Origin of the sequence: Xanthomonas sp. WHRI 7065 (assembly GCF_040203115.2) — a bacterium.
Classification (GTDB): domain Bacteria; phylum Pseudomonadota; class Gammaproteobacteria; order Xanthomonadales; family Xanthomonadaceae; genus Xanthomonas; species Xanthomonas arboricola.
The window spans coordinates 3,932,158-3,948,933 of record NZ_CP168194.1 but is presented as its reverse complement, the minus strand read 5'-3'; the positions used below and the strand labels follow the sequence as shown (position 1 = coordinate 3,948,933).

Annotated in this window: 13 protein-coding genes and 1 other RNA gene; 8 read left to right on the top strand and 6 right to left on the bottom strand. The window is 65.8% G+C overall.

Features of this window, described 5'->3' with window-relative positions:
- Positions 1 to 17: 17 nt before the first annotated feature.
- The 5 genes from ABQY64_RS16485 to azu all read left to right on the top strand — a co-directional run bounded on the left by ABQY64_RS16485 (position 18) and on the right by azu (position 4,357).
- The gene (locus ABQY64_RS16485; protein ID WP_349779473.1) at positions 18 to 1,625 is read left to right on the top strand and encodes a flavin monoamine oxidase family protein; all 1,608 of its coding nucleotides are present in this window, start codon (positions 18 to 20) and stop codon (positions 1,623 to 1,625) included.
- Entirely contained in the window at positions 1,622 to 2,047 is a 426-nt protein-coding gene (locus tag ABQY64_RS16480) for a cytochrome c (protein ID WP_047124714.1), read from the top strand. Before ABQY64_RS16485 ends, ABQY64_RS16480 begins: the two co-directional genes overlap by 4 nt.
- 32 nt (positions 2,048 to 2,079) lie before the next feature.
- A complete protein-coding gene (locus tag ABQY64_RS16475; RefSeq protein WP_039519172.1) occupies positions 2,080 to 2,583 on the top strand; it encodes a RidA family protein in 504 nt (167 codons plus the stop codon).
- Positions 2,584 to 2,613: 30 nt separating this feature from the next.
- Positions 2,614 to 3,816 (top strand): pyridoxal phosphate-dependent aminotransferase, encoded by a 1,203-nt coding sequence (locus tag ABQY64_RS16470; protein WP_104600055.1) that lies wholly within the window; start codon positions 2,614 to 2,616, stop codon positions 3,814 to 3,816.
- A 91-nt stretch (positions 3,817 to 3,907) separates the two neighbouring features.
- Positions 3,908 to 4,357 carry an azurin gene (azu, locus tag ABQY64_RS16465; protein WP_016903022.1) on the top strand — a complete coding sequence of 150 codons (450 nt, stop codon included), beginning with the start codon at positions 3,908 to 3,910 and terminating at the stop codon, positions 4,355 to 4,357.
- Positions 4,358 to 4,677: 320 nt separating this feature from the next.
- On the opposite strand, the gene ABQY64_RS16460 is transcribed toward azu, so the two are convergent.
- Positions 4,678 to 7,449: a LuxR C-terminal-related transcriptional regulator gene (locus tag ABQY64_RS16460; protein ID WP_349779474.1), complete on the bottom strand. Its 2,772-nt coding sequence runs from the start codon at positions 7,447 to 7,449 to the stop codon at positions 4,678 to 4,680.
- A gap of 488 nt (positions 7,450 to 7,937) precedes the next feature.
- Positions 7,938 to 9,227, bottom strand: a complete 1,290-nt coding sequence (gene hemL, locus ABQY64_RS16455) for a glutamate-1-semialdehyde 2,1-aminomutase (protein WP_047129250.1) — start codon at positions 9,225 to 9,227, stop codon at positions 7,938 to 7,940.
- 308 nt (positions 9,228 to 9,535) lie between these two features.
- Here hemL and ABQY64_RS16450 point away from each other — a divergent pair, with 308 nt between their 5' ends.
- Positions 9,536 to 12,712: a TonB-dependent receptor gene (locus tag ABQY64_RS16450; RefSeq protein ID WP_164741611.1), complete on the top strand. Its 3,177-nt coding sequence runs from the start codon at positions 9,536 to 9,538 to the stop codon at positions 12,710 to 12,712.
- Between the two features lie 698 nt (positions 12,713 to 13,410).
- Here ABQY64_RS16450 and thiE read toward each other — a convergent pair.
- Positions 13,411 to 14,034, bottom strand: coding sequence for a thiamine phosphate synthase (gene thiE / locus ABQY64_RS16445; protein ID WP_349779475.1), 624 nt, complete (start codon positions 14,032 to 14,034; stop codon positions 13,411 to 13,413).
- A gap of 23 nt (positions 14,035 to 14,057) precedes the next feature.
- Here thiE and ABQY64_RS16440 point away from each other — a divergent pair, with 23 nt between their 5' ends.
- Positions 14,058 to 14,297: a rubredoxin gene (locus tag ABQY64_RS16440; RefSeq protein WP_024938106.1), complete on the top strand. Its 240-nt coding sequence runs from the start codon at positions 14,058 to 14,060 to the stop codon at positions 14,295 to 14,297.
- Positions 14,298 to 14,357: 60 nt separating this feature from the next.
- Positions 14,358 to 14,434, top strand: a non-coding RNA gene (locus tag ABQY64_RS16435) — sX9 sRNA.
- Between the two features lie 104 nt (positions 14,435 to 14,538).
- Here the strand turns inward: ABQY64_RS16435 and ABQY64_RS16430 are convergent.
- The 3 genes from ABQY64_RS16430 to rpiA form a co-directional block, all read right to left on the bottom strand.
- Positions 14,539 to 15,420, bottom strand: coding sequence for a SirB1 family protein (locus tag ABQY64_RS16430; RefSeq protein WP_024938107.1), 882 nt, complete (start codon positions 15,418 to 15,420; stop codon positions 14,539 to 14,541).
- 40 nt (positions 15,421 to 15,460) lie between these two features.
- Entirely contained in the window at positions 15,461 to 15,910 is a 450-nt protein-coding gene (locus ABQY64_RS16425) for a DUF192 domain-containing protein (RefSeq protein WP_104555318.1), read from the bottom strand.
- Between the two features lie 162 nt (positions 15,911 to 16,072).
- Positions 16,073 to 16,720 (bottom strand): ribose-5-phosphate isomerase RpiA, encoded by a 648-nt coding sequence (gene rpiA / locus ABQY64_RS16420; RefSeq protein ID WP_349779476.1) that lies wholly within the window; start codon positions 16,718 to 16,720, stop codon positions 16,073 to 16,075.
- Positions 16,721 to 16,776: the final 56 nt, after the last annotated feature.

Sequence of the window (16,776 nt, the reverse complement as noted above, 5' to 3'; positions counted from 1 at the left end):
GCAAGGACTACGCGTTGATGCAAGGCAATCATTCTGGGGCGATGACGCGGCGGCAACTGCTGGCGCGCATCGGCATGACCGCTGGTGGCGCGATGATGTACCAGGCGATGAGCAGCCTGGGCATGGCCGCCGAATCAAATTTCAAAGGGCCGCTGCAACTGGACGGCGACCCGAAGGGCGCCTCGGTGCTTATTCTGGGGGCGGGGCTGGCCGGCATGGCTGCGGCCTTCGAACTGCGCAAGGCGGGGTACCGCGTGCAGGTGCTGGAATACAACGACCGCCCCGGGGGGCGTAACTGGACGCTGCGTGGTGGCGACCGTTACACCGAACTGGGCGGGGCGACCCAGCATTGCCAGTTCGACGACGGGCTGTACCTCAATCCGGGACCGTGGCGCATTCCGCATCACCACAAGGCGGTGCTGAGTTACTGCAAGCAATTCGGTGTGGCCCTAGAGGCATTCAACCAGGTCAACTACAACGCGCTGTTGCACAGCCAGCAAGGCTTTGACGGCAAACCGCAGCGCTTTCGCGCCATCGATGCCGATTACAAGGGCCACGTGTCCGAGTTGCTGGCCAAGTGCACGCAGCAGCAGGCGCTGGACAAGAGCGTGAGCCGCGAAGACCAGGAGGTGCTGTTGGAGTCCTTGCGGACCTGGGGCGCGCTCGACCACAAGTTCGGCTACGTCAAAGGCAAGGACAGCAGCGAGCGGCGCGGCTTTGCGCGGTATCCCGGCGGCGGCCTGTCGGGCAAGCCGGAGTTCTCCGATCCCTTCAGCGTGCAGGATGTGTTGCGTTCGCGTCTGTGGACCACGCTGGCGGCCGGCAACAACTACGAAATGCAGACCACCATGTTCCAGCCGGTGGGCGGCATGGACCAGATCGGCAAGGCGTTCGCGAAGCAGCTTGGCAATGCCATCACCTACAACGCCAAGGTCACCAGGATCGATCAGGACGGCAACGGCGTGCGTGTGTCCTGGCAGGACGCCGCGCATGGCGGCGAAGAACGCATCGCCAGCGCCGATTGGTGCATTTGCACGATTCCGTTGTCGGTGCTCAGCCGCATTCCGGTCACCGCCGGCGACGCGATGACCACCGCGATCGGCCAGGTGCCGTATGCGGCATCGGTGAAGGTGGGCCTGCAGTTCAAGCGCCGCTTCTGGGAAGAGGACGAGGCCATCTACGGCGGCATCAGCTACACCGATCTGCCGATCACCTTGATCAGCTATCCCAGCACCAACTATCACAGCCCCGGCAAGGGCGTGCTGCTCGGTGCCTACGTCTGGGGACTGGACGCCTACCAGTTCACCTCGATGCCCCCGGAGCAGCGCGTGCGCAAGGCGGTCGAATACGGCACGCAGCTGCATCCGCAATATCCACGCGAGTTCGAGAACGGCATTTCGGTCGGTTGGCACCGCGTGCCGTTCACGCATGGCTGTTTCGGCATGTGGAGCGAGCAGGCGCGTGCCGAACACTACACACCGCTGTGCCAGATCGACGGGCGCCTGGCGCTGGCTGGTGAACACGTCTCCTATATTCCGGCCTGGCAGGAGGGCGCGATCTTGTCCGCGCACGATGTTGTCGGCCGTCTGCATCGCAAAGTGCTGGCCGGAGGAGGTCGCGCATGAGTCTGTTACCACGATTGGCCGCGGCCAGCTTCGTCGTTGCGATGGCTGCCTTGCTGGTGCCGCCGGGTGCATACGACGCGCGGGCGCAGAGTTCCGATGCCACCCAGCTGTTCCCGCAACAGGGCTTTGCCAAGGCATCCGGCCAGGACGTCTACCAGGCGATTTGCCAGGGCTGCCACATGCCGGCCGGGCACGGCGCGCAAGGTGCCGGCGAATACCCCGCGCTTGCCGGCAATCCCAAGCTGGCCGCCGGACCCTACGTCACCATGATGGTGCTCGACGGCCACGCCGGCATGCCCGGCTTCGGCGAGATGCTCAACGACCGCCAAGTGGCCGAAGTGGTGAGTTATGTGCGCACGCACTTCGGTAACGACCACGCCGAGCGCGTCACCGTCGACGACGTCAAATTGCTGCGCCACTGATGCCCCCTTTTCCTCTCATGCAAGGAGTTGCCATGTCCCGTCCAGTGACAGCCGTCCTCACCGCTGCCCTGTTGTGGTCTGCGGGCCTCACCGCTGCGCACGCCGCCGAGGTGATCCGCCACAAGATCCCCAACAGCGATTTCCCCATCGCTGCCGCCGTGGAAATTCCCGCCGGCAAGGCCACCGTCTATGTCAGCGGCAAGGTGCCGGCGGTGGTGGATGCCAGTGCGCCCAAGGATTCGGCTGCCGCTTATGGCGATACCAAGGCGCAGACGGTGAGCGTGTTGAACCAGATCAAGCAGCAACTCGCAGCGCTCGGCTTGGGGATGGGCGATGTGGTGAAGATGCAGGTGTTTCTGGTCGGCGATCCGGCCATGGGCGGCAAGATGGATTTCAACGGATTCATGGAGGGTTACCGCCAGTTCTTCGGTACCAAGGAGCAGCCCAACCTGCCGGCACGCTCGGCCTTCCAGATCGCCGCGCTCGGCAATCCGCTATATCGGGTGGAAATCGAAGTGGTCGCCGTTCGTCCCTGAATCCGTCGTGCCGTCCTGCTGGAGGTTGTCATGAAAACTGCTCTTTCGCGCCGCATGTTTCTGCGCGATTCCGCGCTGTTTGCCGGCGCTGCCGGTGCGAGTGCGCTGCCGCTGCTGGCCAGCGCCGCCGAACGTTCCGCCGCCGTCGCGCCGACACCGGCCAGTGCGCTGTCGCCGGTGATGATCGGCTCCAACGAATTTCCCGATGGCCCATCGGCGGCCGCGGTCAAGGCCATCGCGCAGATCGCACCGCAAGGCGGACGCTACCTGCGCGATGTGCAGATGGAGCTGATGGATACCCTGGCCGCCGAGCTCAAGCTGCCGGTCAATTACCTGATGGCCTACGCCGGCTCCACCGAGCCGCTGGACTACACGATGCTGGCGTTCACCTCGCCCAGCGCCGCGCTGGTCACCGCCGATCCCACCTACGAATCCGGTTGGCGCGCCGCCACCCGCAATGGCGCAAAACTGATCAAGGTGCCGTTGCGCAAGGACTTCTCGCACGATGTGCAGGCGATGTGCGCCGCCGACGCCAGCCCCGGCGTGATCTACATCTGCAATCCCAACAATCCCACCGGGTCGGTCACCGCACGCAAGGATCTGGACTACGCATTGGCGCACAAGCCCAAGGGCAGCGTGCTGGTGGTGGACGAGGCCTATATCCACTTTGCGCAGAGCACCAGCAGCGTGGTCGACATGGTCGCCGCGGGCGAGGACGTGGTGGTGTTGCGCACCTTCTCCAAGCTCTACGGCATGGCCGGCATTCGCCTGGGCTATGCGGCCGCGCGTCCGGACCTGCTGGCCAAGCTGATGTTCTACAGCGTCAACAGCCTGCCGGTGACCGCCGCCGCCGCAGGCCTGGCCAGCCTGCGCGATCCCGCACTGGTGCCGCAGCGCCGCGCACGTACCGCGGCCACACGCAAGGACGTGATGGAGTTTCTTGTCAAGCAGGGCTACGCCTGCACCGCCTCGGAGAGCAACTGCTTCATGGTTGACGTCAAGCGACCGGCCGCCGGCTTCAAGGACGACATGGCCACCCATGGCGTGTTCATCGGGCGTAGCTGGCCGGTATGGCCGACCTGGTCGCGCATCACCGTCGGTACCGACGCGGAGATGGCACGCTTCAAGCAGGCTTTCGTGCAGGTGATCGCCGGCAAGCGCGGCCCGTTGCCGCTGCCGGACGCCACGGCAGCGGTGCATGATCCGATGGATGCTTTTTTCCGTTACGCATGAGGCGTTACTCTGGCACCACCGGCGCATGCGAACGCGCTGGTGTCGCCAGGCGCGCTGGGCGTCGCGCATCTCTTAACGCAGGAGTGTTCCCTTGAAAGTGTTTTCGACATTTGCCGTGCTTGGTCTGGTGCTGTTGGCGCCTTCGGCATGGGCGCGTACCTGCGCCGTCACCATCACCGGCAACGATCAGATGAAGTTCGACCAGAGCGCGATCAAGCTGGCGCCCGACTGCACGCAGGTGGACCTCACGCTCAAGCACTCCGGCAAGATGGCCGCCACGGTGATGGGGCACAACTGGGTGCTGACCAAGTCCGCCGACTTCCAGGCAGTGGCCAATGCCGGCATACGCTCCACCATTGCCGACAGCTATCTGCCCAAGGCGGACGCACGCGTGATCGCGCACACCAAGGTGATCGGCGGCGGCGACAGCACCACGGTCAGCTTTCCCACCAGCAAGTTGAGCAAGGGCGGCGATTACACCTTCTTCTGCTCGTTCCCCGGCCACTGGGCGATGATGAAGGGCACGCTGAGTTTTGGTTGAGCTGTCACGTGCCGCAGGTGTGCGTGGCCGCGGCAGGAGTGAAGTGTGAGGGAGCTGGCACGCGGTCACGCCGCGTGCTCCAGGGCAATCGTGAGCGGAGCGGACGGCAGCGCCAACGACTGTCGTAGACGGTGCGCGGAGAAGTGCGCGTAAAGGAAGGCGCGCTGTTGTGGCAGGCTCCATGTGTTGTCGTGACCGGACCACTTCTGGATGCCGAGATAGACAGCTTGCCGCCGCGTGCAGGAGTCATCACCGCCTCCGGCGCCCGGCGTGGCGTCTTGCCGCGCGGCAGCGCCGTCGCTGACGCCCGCTGCTGGCGATCAGCCCGGCACCGTTTCCGAACTGCCGGGCGGATCCGCTGCGCGCAACAACCCACGTTGCAAGGCCTGCGCCAACGCGCTTTCGCGGCTGCGTGCATCGAGCTTGCGATAGAGGTTCTTCAAGTGGAACTTGACCGTGTTTTCCGACAGGTGCAGACAGCGCGCGATTTGCTTGTTGGAATACCCGCGTGCCAGCTGCGCGAGCACTTCCAGCTCGCGCTCGCTGAAGATGTCGCCGGCCGGGTCCTCGTCGCCGCTGAGGCGTTCGAGCAGGGCCTGGATGGTGAGTGCGCGGGTGGTGCCGCCGACGGTCTGCGGGTCGTGTTGACGCAGCGAGCGCAGCATTGCCTTGGCCGGCAGTCCGAGTTCGACGATCGCCTGCCAGCTCTGCGTCAGCGCTACATGATCGAGCGCGCTGTACAGATGCGGCAGCGCCGCGGCCAGTTCGCCACGCTGCTGCAGCACCAATGCGATGCGTGCGCGGGTGCGCGCGAGGTGGCACAGATTGTCATTGGCCAGGCAGGCCTGTTCGATCTGGCCCAGGATGGTCAGCGCGGCGCTGCTGCGTCCGGCCAGCCGGTGCCAGCGTGCCAGCGCAAAGCCCATCGCCGCACGATCGCGCCAGCGGTGGGGCGAGCGCAGCGTATGCGCCAAGCCGGATTCGCCGCCGGTACGGGCGATCACCACATCGATGGCGGCATTGCCCGGATGTTCCAGCAACAGCATCAAGCGCCAGGCAGCAGCCAGCTCCGATAGGCGCGCCAGCTTGCGCCCGTGCGCGATCTGTTCGACGTGTTCGAGCAGCGCCAGTGCACTGCGCCCGCTGTGGTCGCGCACACGCTCCAGCCCCAGCGCGGTGTCGTAGGCGGCAGCCAGCACGTCCATGCCGCCGTCGTGCTGTTCCAGCAATTCCAGCGCCGGATGCAGCAGGTCGGCCGCATCGTCGTGGTGGCCGCGTTCGTAATGCAGTTGCGCGAGCAGACACTGGCCGGCGGCCTCTAGCACGCGATCCAATTGGGGGGTGCGGGCGCACCAGTTCAGGGCCTGCCGATAACAGGCTTCGGCGTCGCCGAGTTGGCCGCGGTAGAAAAAGCTCTGGCCCAACGCCAGCAACGCCTGGCTTGCGCCCGGTTCGCTGCCGCCGCGCTGCATCGCGTCGCGTGCGTTCAGGGCGTAGCGTTCGGCCAATGCAAAGGCGCCCTGCGCAATGGCGGTGGTGGCGCAGATGCACAGCAGCATGCCGCGGCCCAGATGATCGTCTTCGTCCAGCGCGGATGCCTGCGCGGCGATCTGGGTCAGGCCATGCGGATTGCCGCAGATTTCGTCGAGGCGATCGCGCAACAGCGCCACCACCACCGTGTAGTCGCGCTGCAAGGGCTCACGCAGCGCCGCTGGAAAGTCGCGGAAGCGTTCCAGCAGCAGGCGCGCATGGCTGAACTCGCCGAGCCTTGCGTGCAGATGCGCCTGGGTGAGATTCAGCGCCGGGGTGTCGCGGATGGTGCGGTGTTCGAAATGCCGGAGCAATGCGCGCACCTCGTGCGTGCCGTGGGTCAGCACCAATTGCCAGGTGCCGGCGCGCGCGATGTAGCTGGCGGCCAGGTCGCCGCACTCGGCACGCGATGCGTGCCGCACCGCTTCGGCCAGATGCTGGTGCTCGCCAAACCAGCGTGCGGCCCGTTGATGCAGGTGCGTGGCCTGGCCGGGATGTTCGCGATCGAGCAGTTGCTGCAGGAAGTCGGCAAACAAGGGGTGATAGCGGAACCATTCGCGCTCGCCATCCATGGGCACCAGCAGGCCGTGGAAATGTTCCAGCCGCGCCAGCAACCGGCCGCTGTCGTCGCGCTGGCGCACCGCATCGGCCAGCGCTGCGTTGACGCGCTCCAGTGGGCTGGTCCGCAACAGCAGGTCGCGCGTGTCGGCATCCAGGTCGTTGACCACCTGTTCGGCCAGGTACGCGGCAATTTGTGCGCTGCGGCCGGAGAAACGCGCGGCCACCTCCTGTTGACGTTGCACGCCGCCCTCCAGCCACAGGCGCGCCAGATGCAGCGCCACCGGCCAGCCTTCGGTGTAGCGCAGCAATTCGTCCACCACCGGCGCCGGGACCTGGGGCCCCAGCAATGCCTGCGCCTCGTGCTCGTCCAGCGCCAGTTGCGCACTACCGAGACGGCTGAGCTGCGCCTGCAGGTCCAGCCGCGCCAGCGGCAGTGCCGGCACGCGCCGGGTGGCCAGCAGCAGGTGCAGGCGTCCGCCGCCGTGTTCGACCAGCCGCAGCACCAGCTCGTCGACGATGCCGCTGCCTAGCCGGTCGTAATCGTCGAGAATCACGCTGATGCGCCGTGGCGCCGTGCGCAGCGCGCGGATCAGCACCGTCACCGCCTCGCGCGGATCCTGGTCGCGGTTGTGCAGCACTGCGGCGCACAGCGCCGGATCTGCACCTGCGTGCTGGATCGCCAACGCCAGATGGCCAAGGAAGCGCGCGGCATCGGCGTCCTCTTCGTCCAGCGACAGCCAGGCCACGGCAGTGTGCTCGCGTGTGCGCAGCTGCGCATGCCACTGCGCCAGCAGTGTCGTCTTGCCGAACCCAGGCGGTGCCAGCAGCAGGGTGAGTGGCCGGGCCTGGGCCTGATCCAGCGCCGCCAGCAAGGCGCCGCGCACCACCGCACCGGTACGCGGCAGCGGCGGCTCCAGCTTGCTGGCAAGCAGCCAATCGGGATGGGCGGAATCGCGCGACGGTGAGGGGCGCGGTGTGAGCAACGCAACAGGCTTGAGCATGAGGCGAGGGCGGCCCTGGCAAGCGTCGGCAGCGCGCCGGCTCGACACGCTGCAGATCGTGATGAAACAGCGGCGATGCAGATGGCGTCACCGTGACCGGCGACAACGTCATATCGGCTGCTTCGAGGGTCCCCACCCATGCCCATCCGTGGACACCTTTCAGAAAGGTATGACAGCCACAAGACAAAAGCAAAGCTTGTCGTTGCGCCGCCGCCTGAATGGCGCAAGCGATGGCGCAGGGTGCGTGCAAGCGCCAGGCAACAGCCGAGTCCATCCGGACGCCATGGGCCCGGACACGACGCCGGCGCCGCGCCTGTTCAGCGTCGGCGCGGAGTCGAGATACACATCAGGCATCGCCGATGGCGCGAGCCTTGCGGCCAGCGCCATCGGTGAGCATCGCGAGGCACGCGATCACGCCTGGCTTTCAACGCCACACAAGGTCAGCGTGTCCCTGCCAGCTCGCAGACAAGACGAAGTCCGAAGACGCCTCAGTGCGCAACTTCCGCAAACGCCTCGCGCGCAGCGGCCAGCGTGGCCTCGATCACTGCCGCGTCGTGCGCGCTGGACATGAAGCCGGCCTCGTACGCCGACGGCGCCAGATACACGCCCCGCTGCAGCATCGCGTGGAAGAAACGGTTGAAGGTGGTGATGTCGCAGGCAGTGGCCTGCGCGTAGCTCTCCACGATCTCGTCGGTGAAGAACAACCCGAACATGCCGCCGACCTGATTGGTGGTGACGGCAATGCCGGCCGCGCGCGCGGCATCTTCCAGTCCCTCGCACAACACGCTGGTGGCCTCGCTCAGGCGGGCGTGGAAGCCCGGCTCCTGCACTAGCTCCAGCATCGCCAGGCCCGCCGCCATCGCCACCGGGTTACCCGACAAGGTGCCGGCCTGGTAGATCGGGCCGGCTGGGGCAATCTGCTCCATCAAGTCGCGCCGGCCGCCGTACGCACCCACCGGCATGCCGCCGCCGATGATCTTGCCGAAGGTGCTCAGGTCCGGCGTGACCCCGTAATGCGCCTGGGCGCCACCGAGCGCGACGCGGAAACCGGTCATCACCTCGTCGAAGATCAGCAGCGCGCCATGCCGGGTGCACAGCGTGCGCAGATGCTGCAGGTAGCCGGCCTGCGGCGGAATGCAGTTGGCGTTGCCGACCACCGGTTCGATGATCACTGCCGCCACGTCGGCGCCGATCTCGTCGAACATGGCGGTAGCGCCTTCGAAGTCGTTGAAACTGAGGGTGGCGGTCAGCTCGCTCAGGCCGGACGGCACGCCCGGTGAGGTCGGCACGCCCAGGGTCAGCATGCCGCTGCCGGCCTTGACCAGGAACGAGTCGCCATGGCCGTGATAGCAGCCTTCGAACTTGATGATGCGGTTGCGCCCGGTGGCGCCGCGCGCCAGGCGCACCGCCGACAGCGTGGCTTCGGTGCCGGAATTGACCATGCGCACCATCTCGCAGGACGGCACCAGCCGATGGATCGTCTCGGCCATGGTGACTTCGGCCGCACACGGTGCACCGAAGGACAGGCCGTCGCGGATCGCGCGCTCCACCGCTTCGCGTACTGCCGGGTGATTGTGGCCGGCAATCATCGGCCCCCACGAGCCCACGTAGTCGATGTAGCGGTTGTCGTCCACGTCATACAGATACGGGCCATCGGCGCGCGCCACGAAGAACGGCTCGCCGCCGACCGACTTGAATGCACGCACCGGTGAGTTGACGCCGCCGGGCAGCAGCGTCTGCGCCTGGGCGAACAGGGCGTGGGAGCGGGTGTGGTTCATGCGCGCAGATCCTTGAGTGGTACTGAGTGGGGGCGGCGCGACCCGACTGCGGGCAGCGCACTCGCCATTGTCAGGCTTGCGGCCCCCGTCCGCCTACCCACCAGGTGCCTGCCTACCCGTCGGAGCGCGCGGGTAGGGCAACCCGGCTGCCTATGATCGAACGGGACGGTATCGACGGTTTGGCATGAGCAGATGACCCGCGGTCATTGGCCTCCTGCGGCGGATGTTCAGAGAGTGTGATTCCGGTAGCCATTGGCGCCGTTCATTTTTGTCGCGTTGCCGACAGTTCCAGACTTGGGGGAGACAGCATGAACCGTAGTATCCAGAAGCGTGCCTTGGCGTTGGCGCTGGTCGTGGCCATGGGGAGCGTCCACGCGCAGTCCACCAGCGGCAGCATCGTCGGCAGCGTGGGGCAGAGCAGCGGCACCAGCGTGCTGGTGGAAAACAACAGCGGATTCAGCCGCGAAGTACCGGTGGATGCGCGCGGCCGTTACACCGCCGGCAACCTGCCGCTGGGCACCTACAAGGTCACCGTCAAGCGCGACGGCGCGGTGGTGGAGACGCGCGAGAACGTCGCGATCACCGTCGGCGCCAACACCGACGTCTCGTTCGCTGCCGCGTCGGGGAGCGGTATGCAGACCCTGGACAGCGTGACCGTCACCGCCGCAGGCCTGACCACCATCGACGTCAGTAGCGTGGACACCCGCACCGTGGTCACCGCCGAGCAGCTGCAGCAGCTGCCGCTGGGCCGCACCGCCGAGGCAATCGCGCTGCTCGCACCGGGCGTGGTGGTCAACAGCGGCGGTTTCGACAATGGCCCGCTCGGCGGCTCGCTGCCCAGCTTCGGCGGCTCGGCCGCCAGCGAAAACGCCTATTACCTCAACGGCTTCAACACCACCACCATCAGCAACAACCTGGGCGGCCTGACCCTGCCGTACGGCGCCATCGACCAGCAGGAAATCTTCACCGGCGGCTACGGCGCGCAGTACGGCCGCGCCAATGGCGGCGTGATCAACCAGATCGGTAAGCGCGGCACTAATGAGTGGAAGTTCGGTGCTGCGGTGATCTGGGAGCCGAACGGCCTCAAGGCCAATCAGCGCGACATCTACTGGCGCCCGGACAGCCAGGGCAGCACGATCAACAATGCCGCCTACCGCTACGCGCGCTCGGCCAATGGCCTGTATCAGCCGGCGAGCGAGGCCGAAGCCAACCAGACCACCTACAGCGCCTATGTCGGCGGGCCGATCATCCAGGACAAGCTGTTCTTCTTCCTGGCCGCCGAACAGGTGGATTCGGACGGCGTACGCGTCGGCACCAATCGCGACACCGACAACGGCCGCACCGGTGGTCTGACCGATTACGACTACAAGCAGAAGCGCTGGTACGCCAAGGTGGACTGGAACATCACCGACAACCACCTGATCGAGGTGACCGGCGCCAGCGACGAGGCAGAGACCAACGGGTCGATCTACCGCTACGACTATGTCAATCGCCAGCGCGGCAGCTATTTCACCGACGAGTCCACCTGGAAGACCGGGCCGACCTTGTTCACCGGCAAGTACACCGGCTACCTCAGCGACAACCTCACCGTGACCGCGCTGTACGGCAAGATGAAAACGCCCGATGAGCTGACGCCCTTCAACTACAACGCAGCCGGCGGGCCGGTCATCAACAGTGCCGCGCTGCAGAATCCGGCCTACACCGGCGGCACACCGCGCATCGGCAGTCAGCTGGTGACCTCGGTCAGTTCACCGGATCGCGAATACAAGAAAGACAATCAACGCCTGAATCTGGAATGGCGCATCGGCCACCACACGCTCAACTTCGGGATCGATAACCAGAAGTCCGAGGGGATCGATGTGGGCTCGGTGCTGTCCGGCCCGGGCTTTGCATGGACCTATGGCCAGACCAACGATCCCAATGGCCTGCGGACGGGCGGGCTGGTCAGCCAGTCGGCCAACGAAGCCGGCGGCATCGGCGCACCGAGCCCGGGCCTGGTCGATCCGGTCAACGGGTCCAGCGGCTATTACGTGGTGCGCAACATCAACACCAGCCTGTATTCCTACGAGGCCAAGCAACGCGCCTATTACATCGAAGACAAGTGGCAGGTCACCGACAACCTGCTGCTGAGCATCGGCCTGCGCAAGGACGAGTTCACCAACTACACCCCGTTCGGCGACCCCTACATCGAAGTGGATAATGCCTGGGCGCCGCGCCTTGGCTTCAGCTGGGACGTCAATGGCGATTCCAGCCTGAAGGTGTTCGGCAACGTGGGTCGTTATTACCTCGGCCTGCCGTTGTCGGCAGTGAGCCTGTTCACCCCGGCCACCACCACCGATACCTACTTCACCTACAGCGGCATCAACGCCGATGGCACGCCGATTCTGGCGCAGCAGCTGGGTTCGGCCGTGTCGGCCAATTCGCGCTTCGGCCGCATCGCCGACGTGCGCACCGCGGTGGTCAAGGACATCGAGGGCGAGAACCAGGACGAAGTGATCCTCGGCTTCACCAAGCAGCTGGATACCGGCTGGGTGCTGGGCGTGCGCGGCACGCATCGCCGGCTCAATGCGGGGATCGACGATCAGAACTACGACGTTTCCAATACGGCGTTGATTGCCGCTGCGGCCGCGCAGGGCGTGACCATCGACTTCTCGCAGGTTGCCGGTGCATCGCTGATCAATCCGGGCCAGACCAACACCTGGGGCGTGATCGGCACCGATGGCCAGTTCCATGAAGTGTCGGTGAGCCGCGAGGCGGCCGGTTTCCCGAAGTTCAAGCGCAATTACTCGGCGGTCGAATTCAATCTGGAACGTCCGTTCGACGGCAAGTGGTACGCCAAGGTCAACTACGTGTGGTCGCATAGCTACGGCACCACCGAAGGTCAGGTGCGTTCTGACCTGTGGCGCACCGGCGGCGCTTTGGGCAGCTACCAGGGCCAGGCCTCGGTTTCCACCACGCAGAGCTGGGACCACGCGGCGCTGATGGAACACTTCAACGGCGATCAATCCAACGATCACCGTCATCAGCTCAAGCTGTTCGGTTTCTACCAGTTCACTCCGCAATGGGGTGCGTCGGCCAACTTCAGCCTGATCTCGGGCGCGCCGCACAATTGCTTGGGCAACTACTACGGCGACAACTACACCGGCACCGACCCGGCCGGCTACGGTGGCAGCGCGATCACCGGCGGTCCTTACCACTACTGCTACAACCCGGAGACCGGCACCGGCGTGGCGTCGCCTCCCGGCTCGCAAGGGCGGCTGGGCTGGATTGCGCAGCTCGACATGGGCGTGACCTACAAGCCGGCATTTGCCGCCGGCAAGCTGGCACTGCGCTTTGACGTGTTCAACATCACCAACGAGCAGACCGCAACCAACATCTACCCGTTCTCGCAGTTGCCCGACAACACCACCAATCCGCTCTGGGATCAGGTCGTTGCCTACCAGGCACCGCGCTCGGGCCGGGTGACATTGAGCTACGACTTCTAATCGCGCCAAGCGGTAAGGTCGGTCCGGCAGCGACGCGTGATGGCACGCGTCGCTGCCTTGTTGTCTGTACGTCACGCTGCCCTTCGTATGGGCTGGTGGAGGATTGGTCGCGCGCATAGATCGCGCATAGATCAGTTGTAGAGCGGTTGATCTGCAGTTTGGTTGCGGGGCCCTTGCCCGCCCACCATCGCGGGACACGCCGCAAGTACGTCCCTGTAGGCTCTTACGCGGCATCCATGCCGCGTAAGGTCCCGCGACGGTGGGCGGGCAAGGACCTGTCGAGATGGTCGGTGTGCGTGGTTGCAAGCAGGGCATGGCGGGCGCTGGTCGAATCACTATGCGTCAACCAGCTTCCCGCCACCTTCCTATCGCAAGCCGGGCAGTGGACAAGCTTTCAACACGCGATCTGCAAACGTCTCATCTGCCACCGCAAGCCGAGTAACAAGCTCTCAAGAAAACAGCCGGCAAATTTCCTGGTCCGGCGTCCTTGCCGATTGCGGGACCCTTGGCGGCATGGATGCCGCCAAGGAGCCTCCATGGACGGATTCACGGCGTGTCCCGCGAGCGGTGAGGGCACTGCACCCTCGACCCACCGAGCTTTTGACTGCATCTAATAAACAACGCTTCGACTCGAGTCTCGGTCTCTTGCGTCTTCGCTTGCGCGTGGCGCGGGTAACGTCTGTCGTCTGCCAGCCACGCTAGCGTGCAAACCCGGCCCGATATGCCTGCACTGCCGCGAGCGGGTCCTGCGCGGCGTACACGCCGCTGACCATTGCAATCAACTCGGCACCTGCAGCCACCAAGCCGGGCACCTGCGCAGCCGCGATGCCACCGATCGCCACGCGCGGCACTCCCAGCGCTGCGGCTTGTTGCAGCAACGCCGGCGTGGCGCGACGTGTCGTCACCTTGGTGGTGGTCGGGAAGAACGCGCCGAAGGCCACGTAGCTGGCACCGGCCGCGACCGCTGCGCGCGCGCGCGCGATCTCGTCGTAGCACGACACCCCGATGATGGCCTGTTCGCCCAGCAGTGCACGCGCCGCGGCCGTCTCGCCATCGTCTTCGCCCAGATGCACGCCCTGCGCGCCCACCTGTAACGCCAACTGCGGATCGTCGTTGATGATCAACGGCACGCCGTGCGCAGCGCAGGCCTGGCGCAGCGCGCTGGCCTGTTCCAGGCGCAGCGGCGCGGTGGCCTGCTTGTTGCGGTACTGCAGCCAGGTGACAGCGGGCAGCAGCGGCAAGGTGCGCGCGATCAGGCGCGCGGTGTCGGGTTCGTCGGGCGTGATGAGGTAGACGCCGCGGGCGTTGTGCAGGTCGGGCATGGCAGCGCTTCCGGAAGCGGTGGGTGGGATGGGACAATGCAGCCCCACCGTTGCGTGACCGCGATTATCCGATGAGCGAGACATCCACGACCACCTACCGCACCTGGATGTGCGTCGTCTGCGGGTTTCTCTACCACGAGGCCGACGGCATCCCCGAAGAAGGCATCGCCCCGGGCACTGCCTGGCAGGACGTTCCCGACACCTGGACCTGCCCGGATTGCGGCGTGACCAAGGACGACTTCGAGATGGTAGAGATCGACTGAGAGCGGCCAACAAAACTACTGCGCCGCCGTCGGGCGGGCGCTGCGGTGCTCGGGATCGGCATGTACCACTTGTACACTCCGGTTCTGAGCGCGCTGTCCGCACTCACCTGACGACCGCTCGCTACGTTTTATTCGCCGCTCTACTGCCTTGGCGGCTCAGCTGGGGCGCTGCGTTTTTCGCGCCACAACATCGCCGGCACACGGTCGCATGGCGCCGGCGAGGGCCTCGCAGGCTGTGTTTTCAGTGCGCGCGCGCGCGCTGACTGTTCAGCTCGACCAGATGCTCATGCAGATTGGTCGCATCCTGCGCACTGGGGTTGAGCTGCAGATAGCGCGACAGATCGTGGCGTGCACCGTTGCGGTGGCCCAGATGCAGATAGGCCATGCCGCGATCGCGTAGTGCCTCGGGCTGGTCCGGCACCAGCTTCAGGATGCGGTCGGCACTGCGCGCGGCGCGGTCCCAGTGCTCGGCATCGGCGTAGACGCCGTGCAGATTGCGCAGGATGCGGATCAGGATCGCGCGATGCGGTGCGGGGTCGAGGATCTGCGCCAGGGCGCGGTCGTCGGGGATCTCGCCACCCAGGTGCGGACGCGCGCGCTCGCGCAGCTCGTCCACGCCCAGCGGGCGGCCGCCGTTGAACGGGTCCATGACCAGCACGCCGTCGTCCACTGGCAAACGCACCAGGAAATGCCCGGGAAACGACACGCCCGCCAGTGGAATGCCCAGCCGGCGCGCGACTTCGATCTGCACCATCGCCAGCGAGATCGGGTTGCCCAGCCGGCGCTCGAAGACCTGGTTGAGGTAGCTGTTGCGCGGGTCGTAGTACTCGTCGTGATTGCCCGAATAGCCCAGCTCGTCGAACAGGTAGCGATTGACCGCGGCCATCTTCAGCGGCCACAGGTCGATCGCCTCTACCTCGCGGCGCAGGTGCTCGACGTGGCTTTGCACCAGCGTGTCGTACAGCTCGGCGTCCAGCTGCGGATACTCGTCGCGCGCGATCAGCAGCGCGGTAGACATCAACGGCACTGCGTCGTCGTCCAGGCTGGCGAGCGCGGTCCAATGGGGAAGTGGGAGCATGTCGACCATGCTGCCAAGAGTGTCGGCAAGCGGCGCGTGGTTCAAGTCCGGTACTTCCTGACAGGAAGGGCCTGTCGCGTGAGATTCACTTGAGCTTTGGGATATCCGGGCTCAGGGTCAGGCTGGCGCCGTCCTGCAGGTTGAGCCTGGCGGCCTGGCCGGCATTGAGTTCCAGCACGTAACGGGCCGGGCGCTTGCTGGGGTAGGGCGGGCAGGCGTCGCCAGCCGAACACGGCGGCACGTCGCGCTGCTGCGAGACCAGCCGGCGCTCATTGTCGAAATACAGGATATCCAGCGCGATCTTGGTGTTCTTCATCCAGTACGCCAGCGGTTCCTGGCGGTCGTGGACGAACAGCATGCCGTGATCGTCCGCCATGGCATCGCGAAACATCAGGCCTTTGGCGCGGTCGGCATCGTTCTGCGCCAGCTCCACCTGGTAGCGCGTGCCGGCCAGTTCCACCCATGTGCCGCCGCCGCTGGCGCAGCCGCTGAGCAGGATCAACAACGCAAGGGCGAGGAGGCAAAGACGGCGCATGCGGCATACCAGTGGGGGGGATGCCGCACCATCTGCCAAGCGGCCGCGTGCGTCAAGCCGCTGTGGTGCGTCGTACCGTCATCGCAGGTGACAGGAGTCCGGCCCGCTGTCGCTTCGCAACGCGGGCCGCAACTGCGTATGCGCGTGCCTGCACGCGATCGCTCAGATCACCCACGGCGGCTCGCCACCGACGATCACCACATCGGCCGGGCGACGCGCGAACAGGCCCACGCAGACCACTCCGGGAATCTGGTTCAGGCTGCGCTCCAGCGCGACCGGGTCGGTGATCTGCAGGTTGTGCACGTCCAGCACCACGTTGCCGTTGTCGGTGACCACGCCATCGCGCCATACCGGCTGACCGCCGGTGAGCGCCAGGATCTGGCGGGCCACCAGGCTGCGCGCCATCGGAATCACTTCCACCGGCAGCGGGAACTTGCCCAGCACCGGCACCTGCTTGCTCGGGTCGACGATGCAGATGAAGCGCTCGCTGGCCTCGGCAATGATCTTCTCGCGCGTCAACGCGGCGCCGCCGCCCTTGATCAGGCAACGATTCGGGTCGCACTCGTCGGCGCCATCCACATACAGCGACAGATTGCCGGTGTGGTTGAGATCCAGCACCTCGATGCCGTGGCGCCTGAGCTGCGCGCTGCTCTGCTCGGAGCTGGACACCGCCCCCTTGATGCGGTGGCTGATGCGGCCCAAGGCATCGATGAAGTAGGCCACCGTTGAACCGGTACCGACCCCGACGATCATGCCGTCTTCCACGTAATCGATCGCTTTTTCGGCGGCCAGGCGTTTTGCTTCGGACATTTGGGGGGCTCGGGATTGGGGAATCGGGAATCGGGATTGGGGAGTCGCAAGAGCAG

Bases quoted from the DNA above. Each gene is read 5' to 3' on its own strand.
- ABQY64_RS16425 (WP_104555318.1), bottom strand. From the start codon at position 15,910: ATGCGCCGTCTTTGCCTCCTCGCCCTTGCGTTGTTGATCCTGCTCAGC.
- thiE (WP_349779475.1), bottom strand. From the start codon at position 14,034: ATGCCCGACCTGCACAACGCCCGCGGCGTCTACCTCATCACGCCCGAC.
- ABQY64_RS16480 (WP_047124714.1), top strand. From the start codon at position 1,622: ATGAGTCTGTTACCACGATTGGCCGCGGCCAGCTTCGTCGTTGCGATG.
- ABQY64_RS16485 (WP_349779473.1), top strand. From the start codon at position 18: ATGCAAGGCAATCATTCTGGGGCGATGACGCGGCGGCAACTGCTGGCG.
- ABQY64_RS16475 (WP_039519172.1), top strand. From the start codon at position 2,080: ATGTCCCGTCCAGTGACAGCCGTCCTCACCGCTGCCCTGTTGTGGTCT.
- ABQY64_RS16470 (WP_104600055.1), top strand. From the start codon at position 2,614: ATGAAAACTGCTCTTTCGCGCCGCATGTTTCTGCGCGATTCCGCGCTG.
- hemL (WP_047129250.1), bottom strand. From the start codon at position 9,227: ATGAACCACACCCGCTCCCACGCCCTGTTCGCCCAGGCGCAGACGCTG.
- ABQY64_RS16460 (WP_349779474.1), bottom strand. From the start codon at position 7,449: ATGCTCAAGCCTGTTGCGTTGCTCACACCGCGCCCCTCACCGTCGCGC.
- rpiA (WP_349779476.1), bottom strand. From the start codon at position 16,720: ATGTCCGAAGCAAAACGCCTGGCCGCCGAAAAAGCGATCGATTACGTG.
- ABQY64_RS16450 (WP_164741611.1), top strand. From the start codon at position 9,536: ATGAACCGTAGTATCCAGAAGCGTGCCTTGGCGTTGGCGCTGGTCGTG.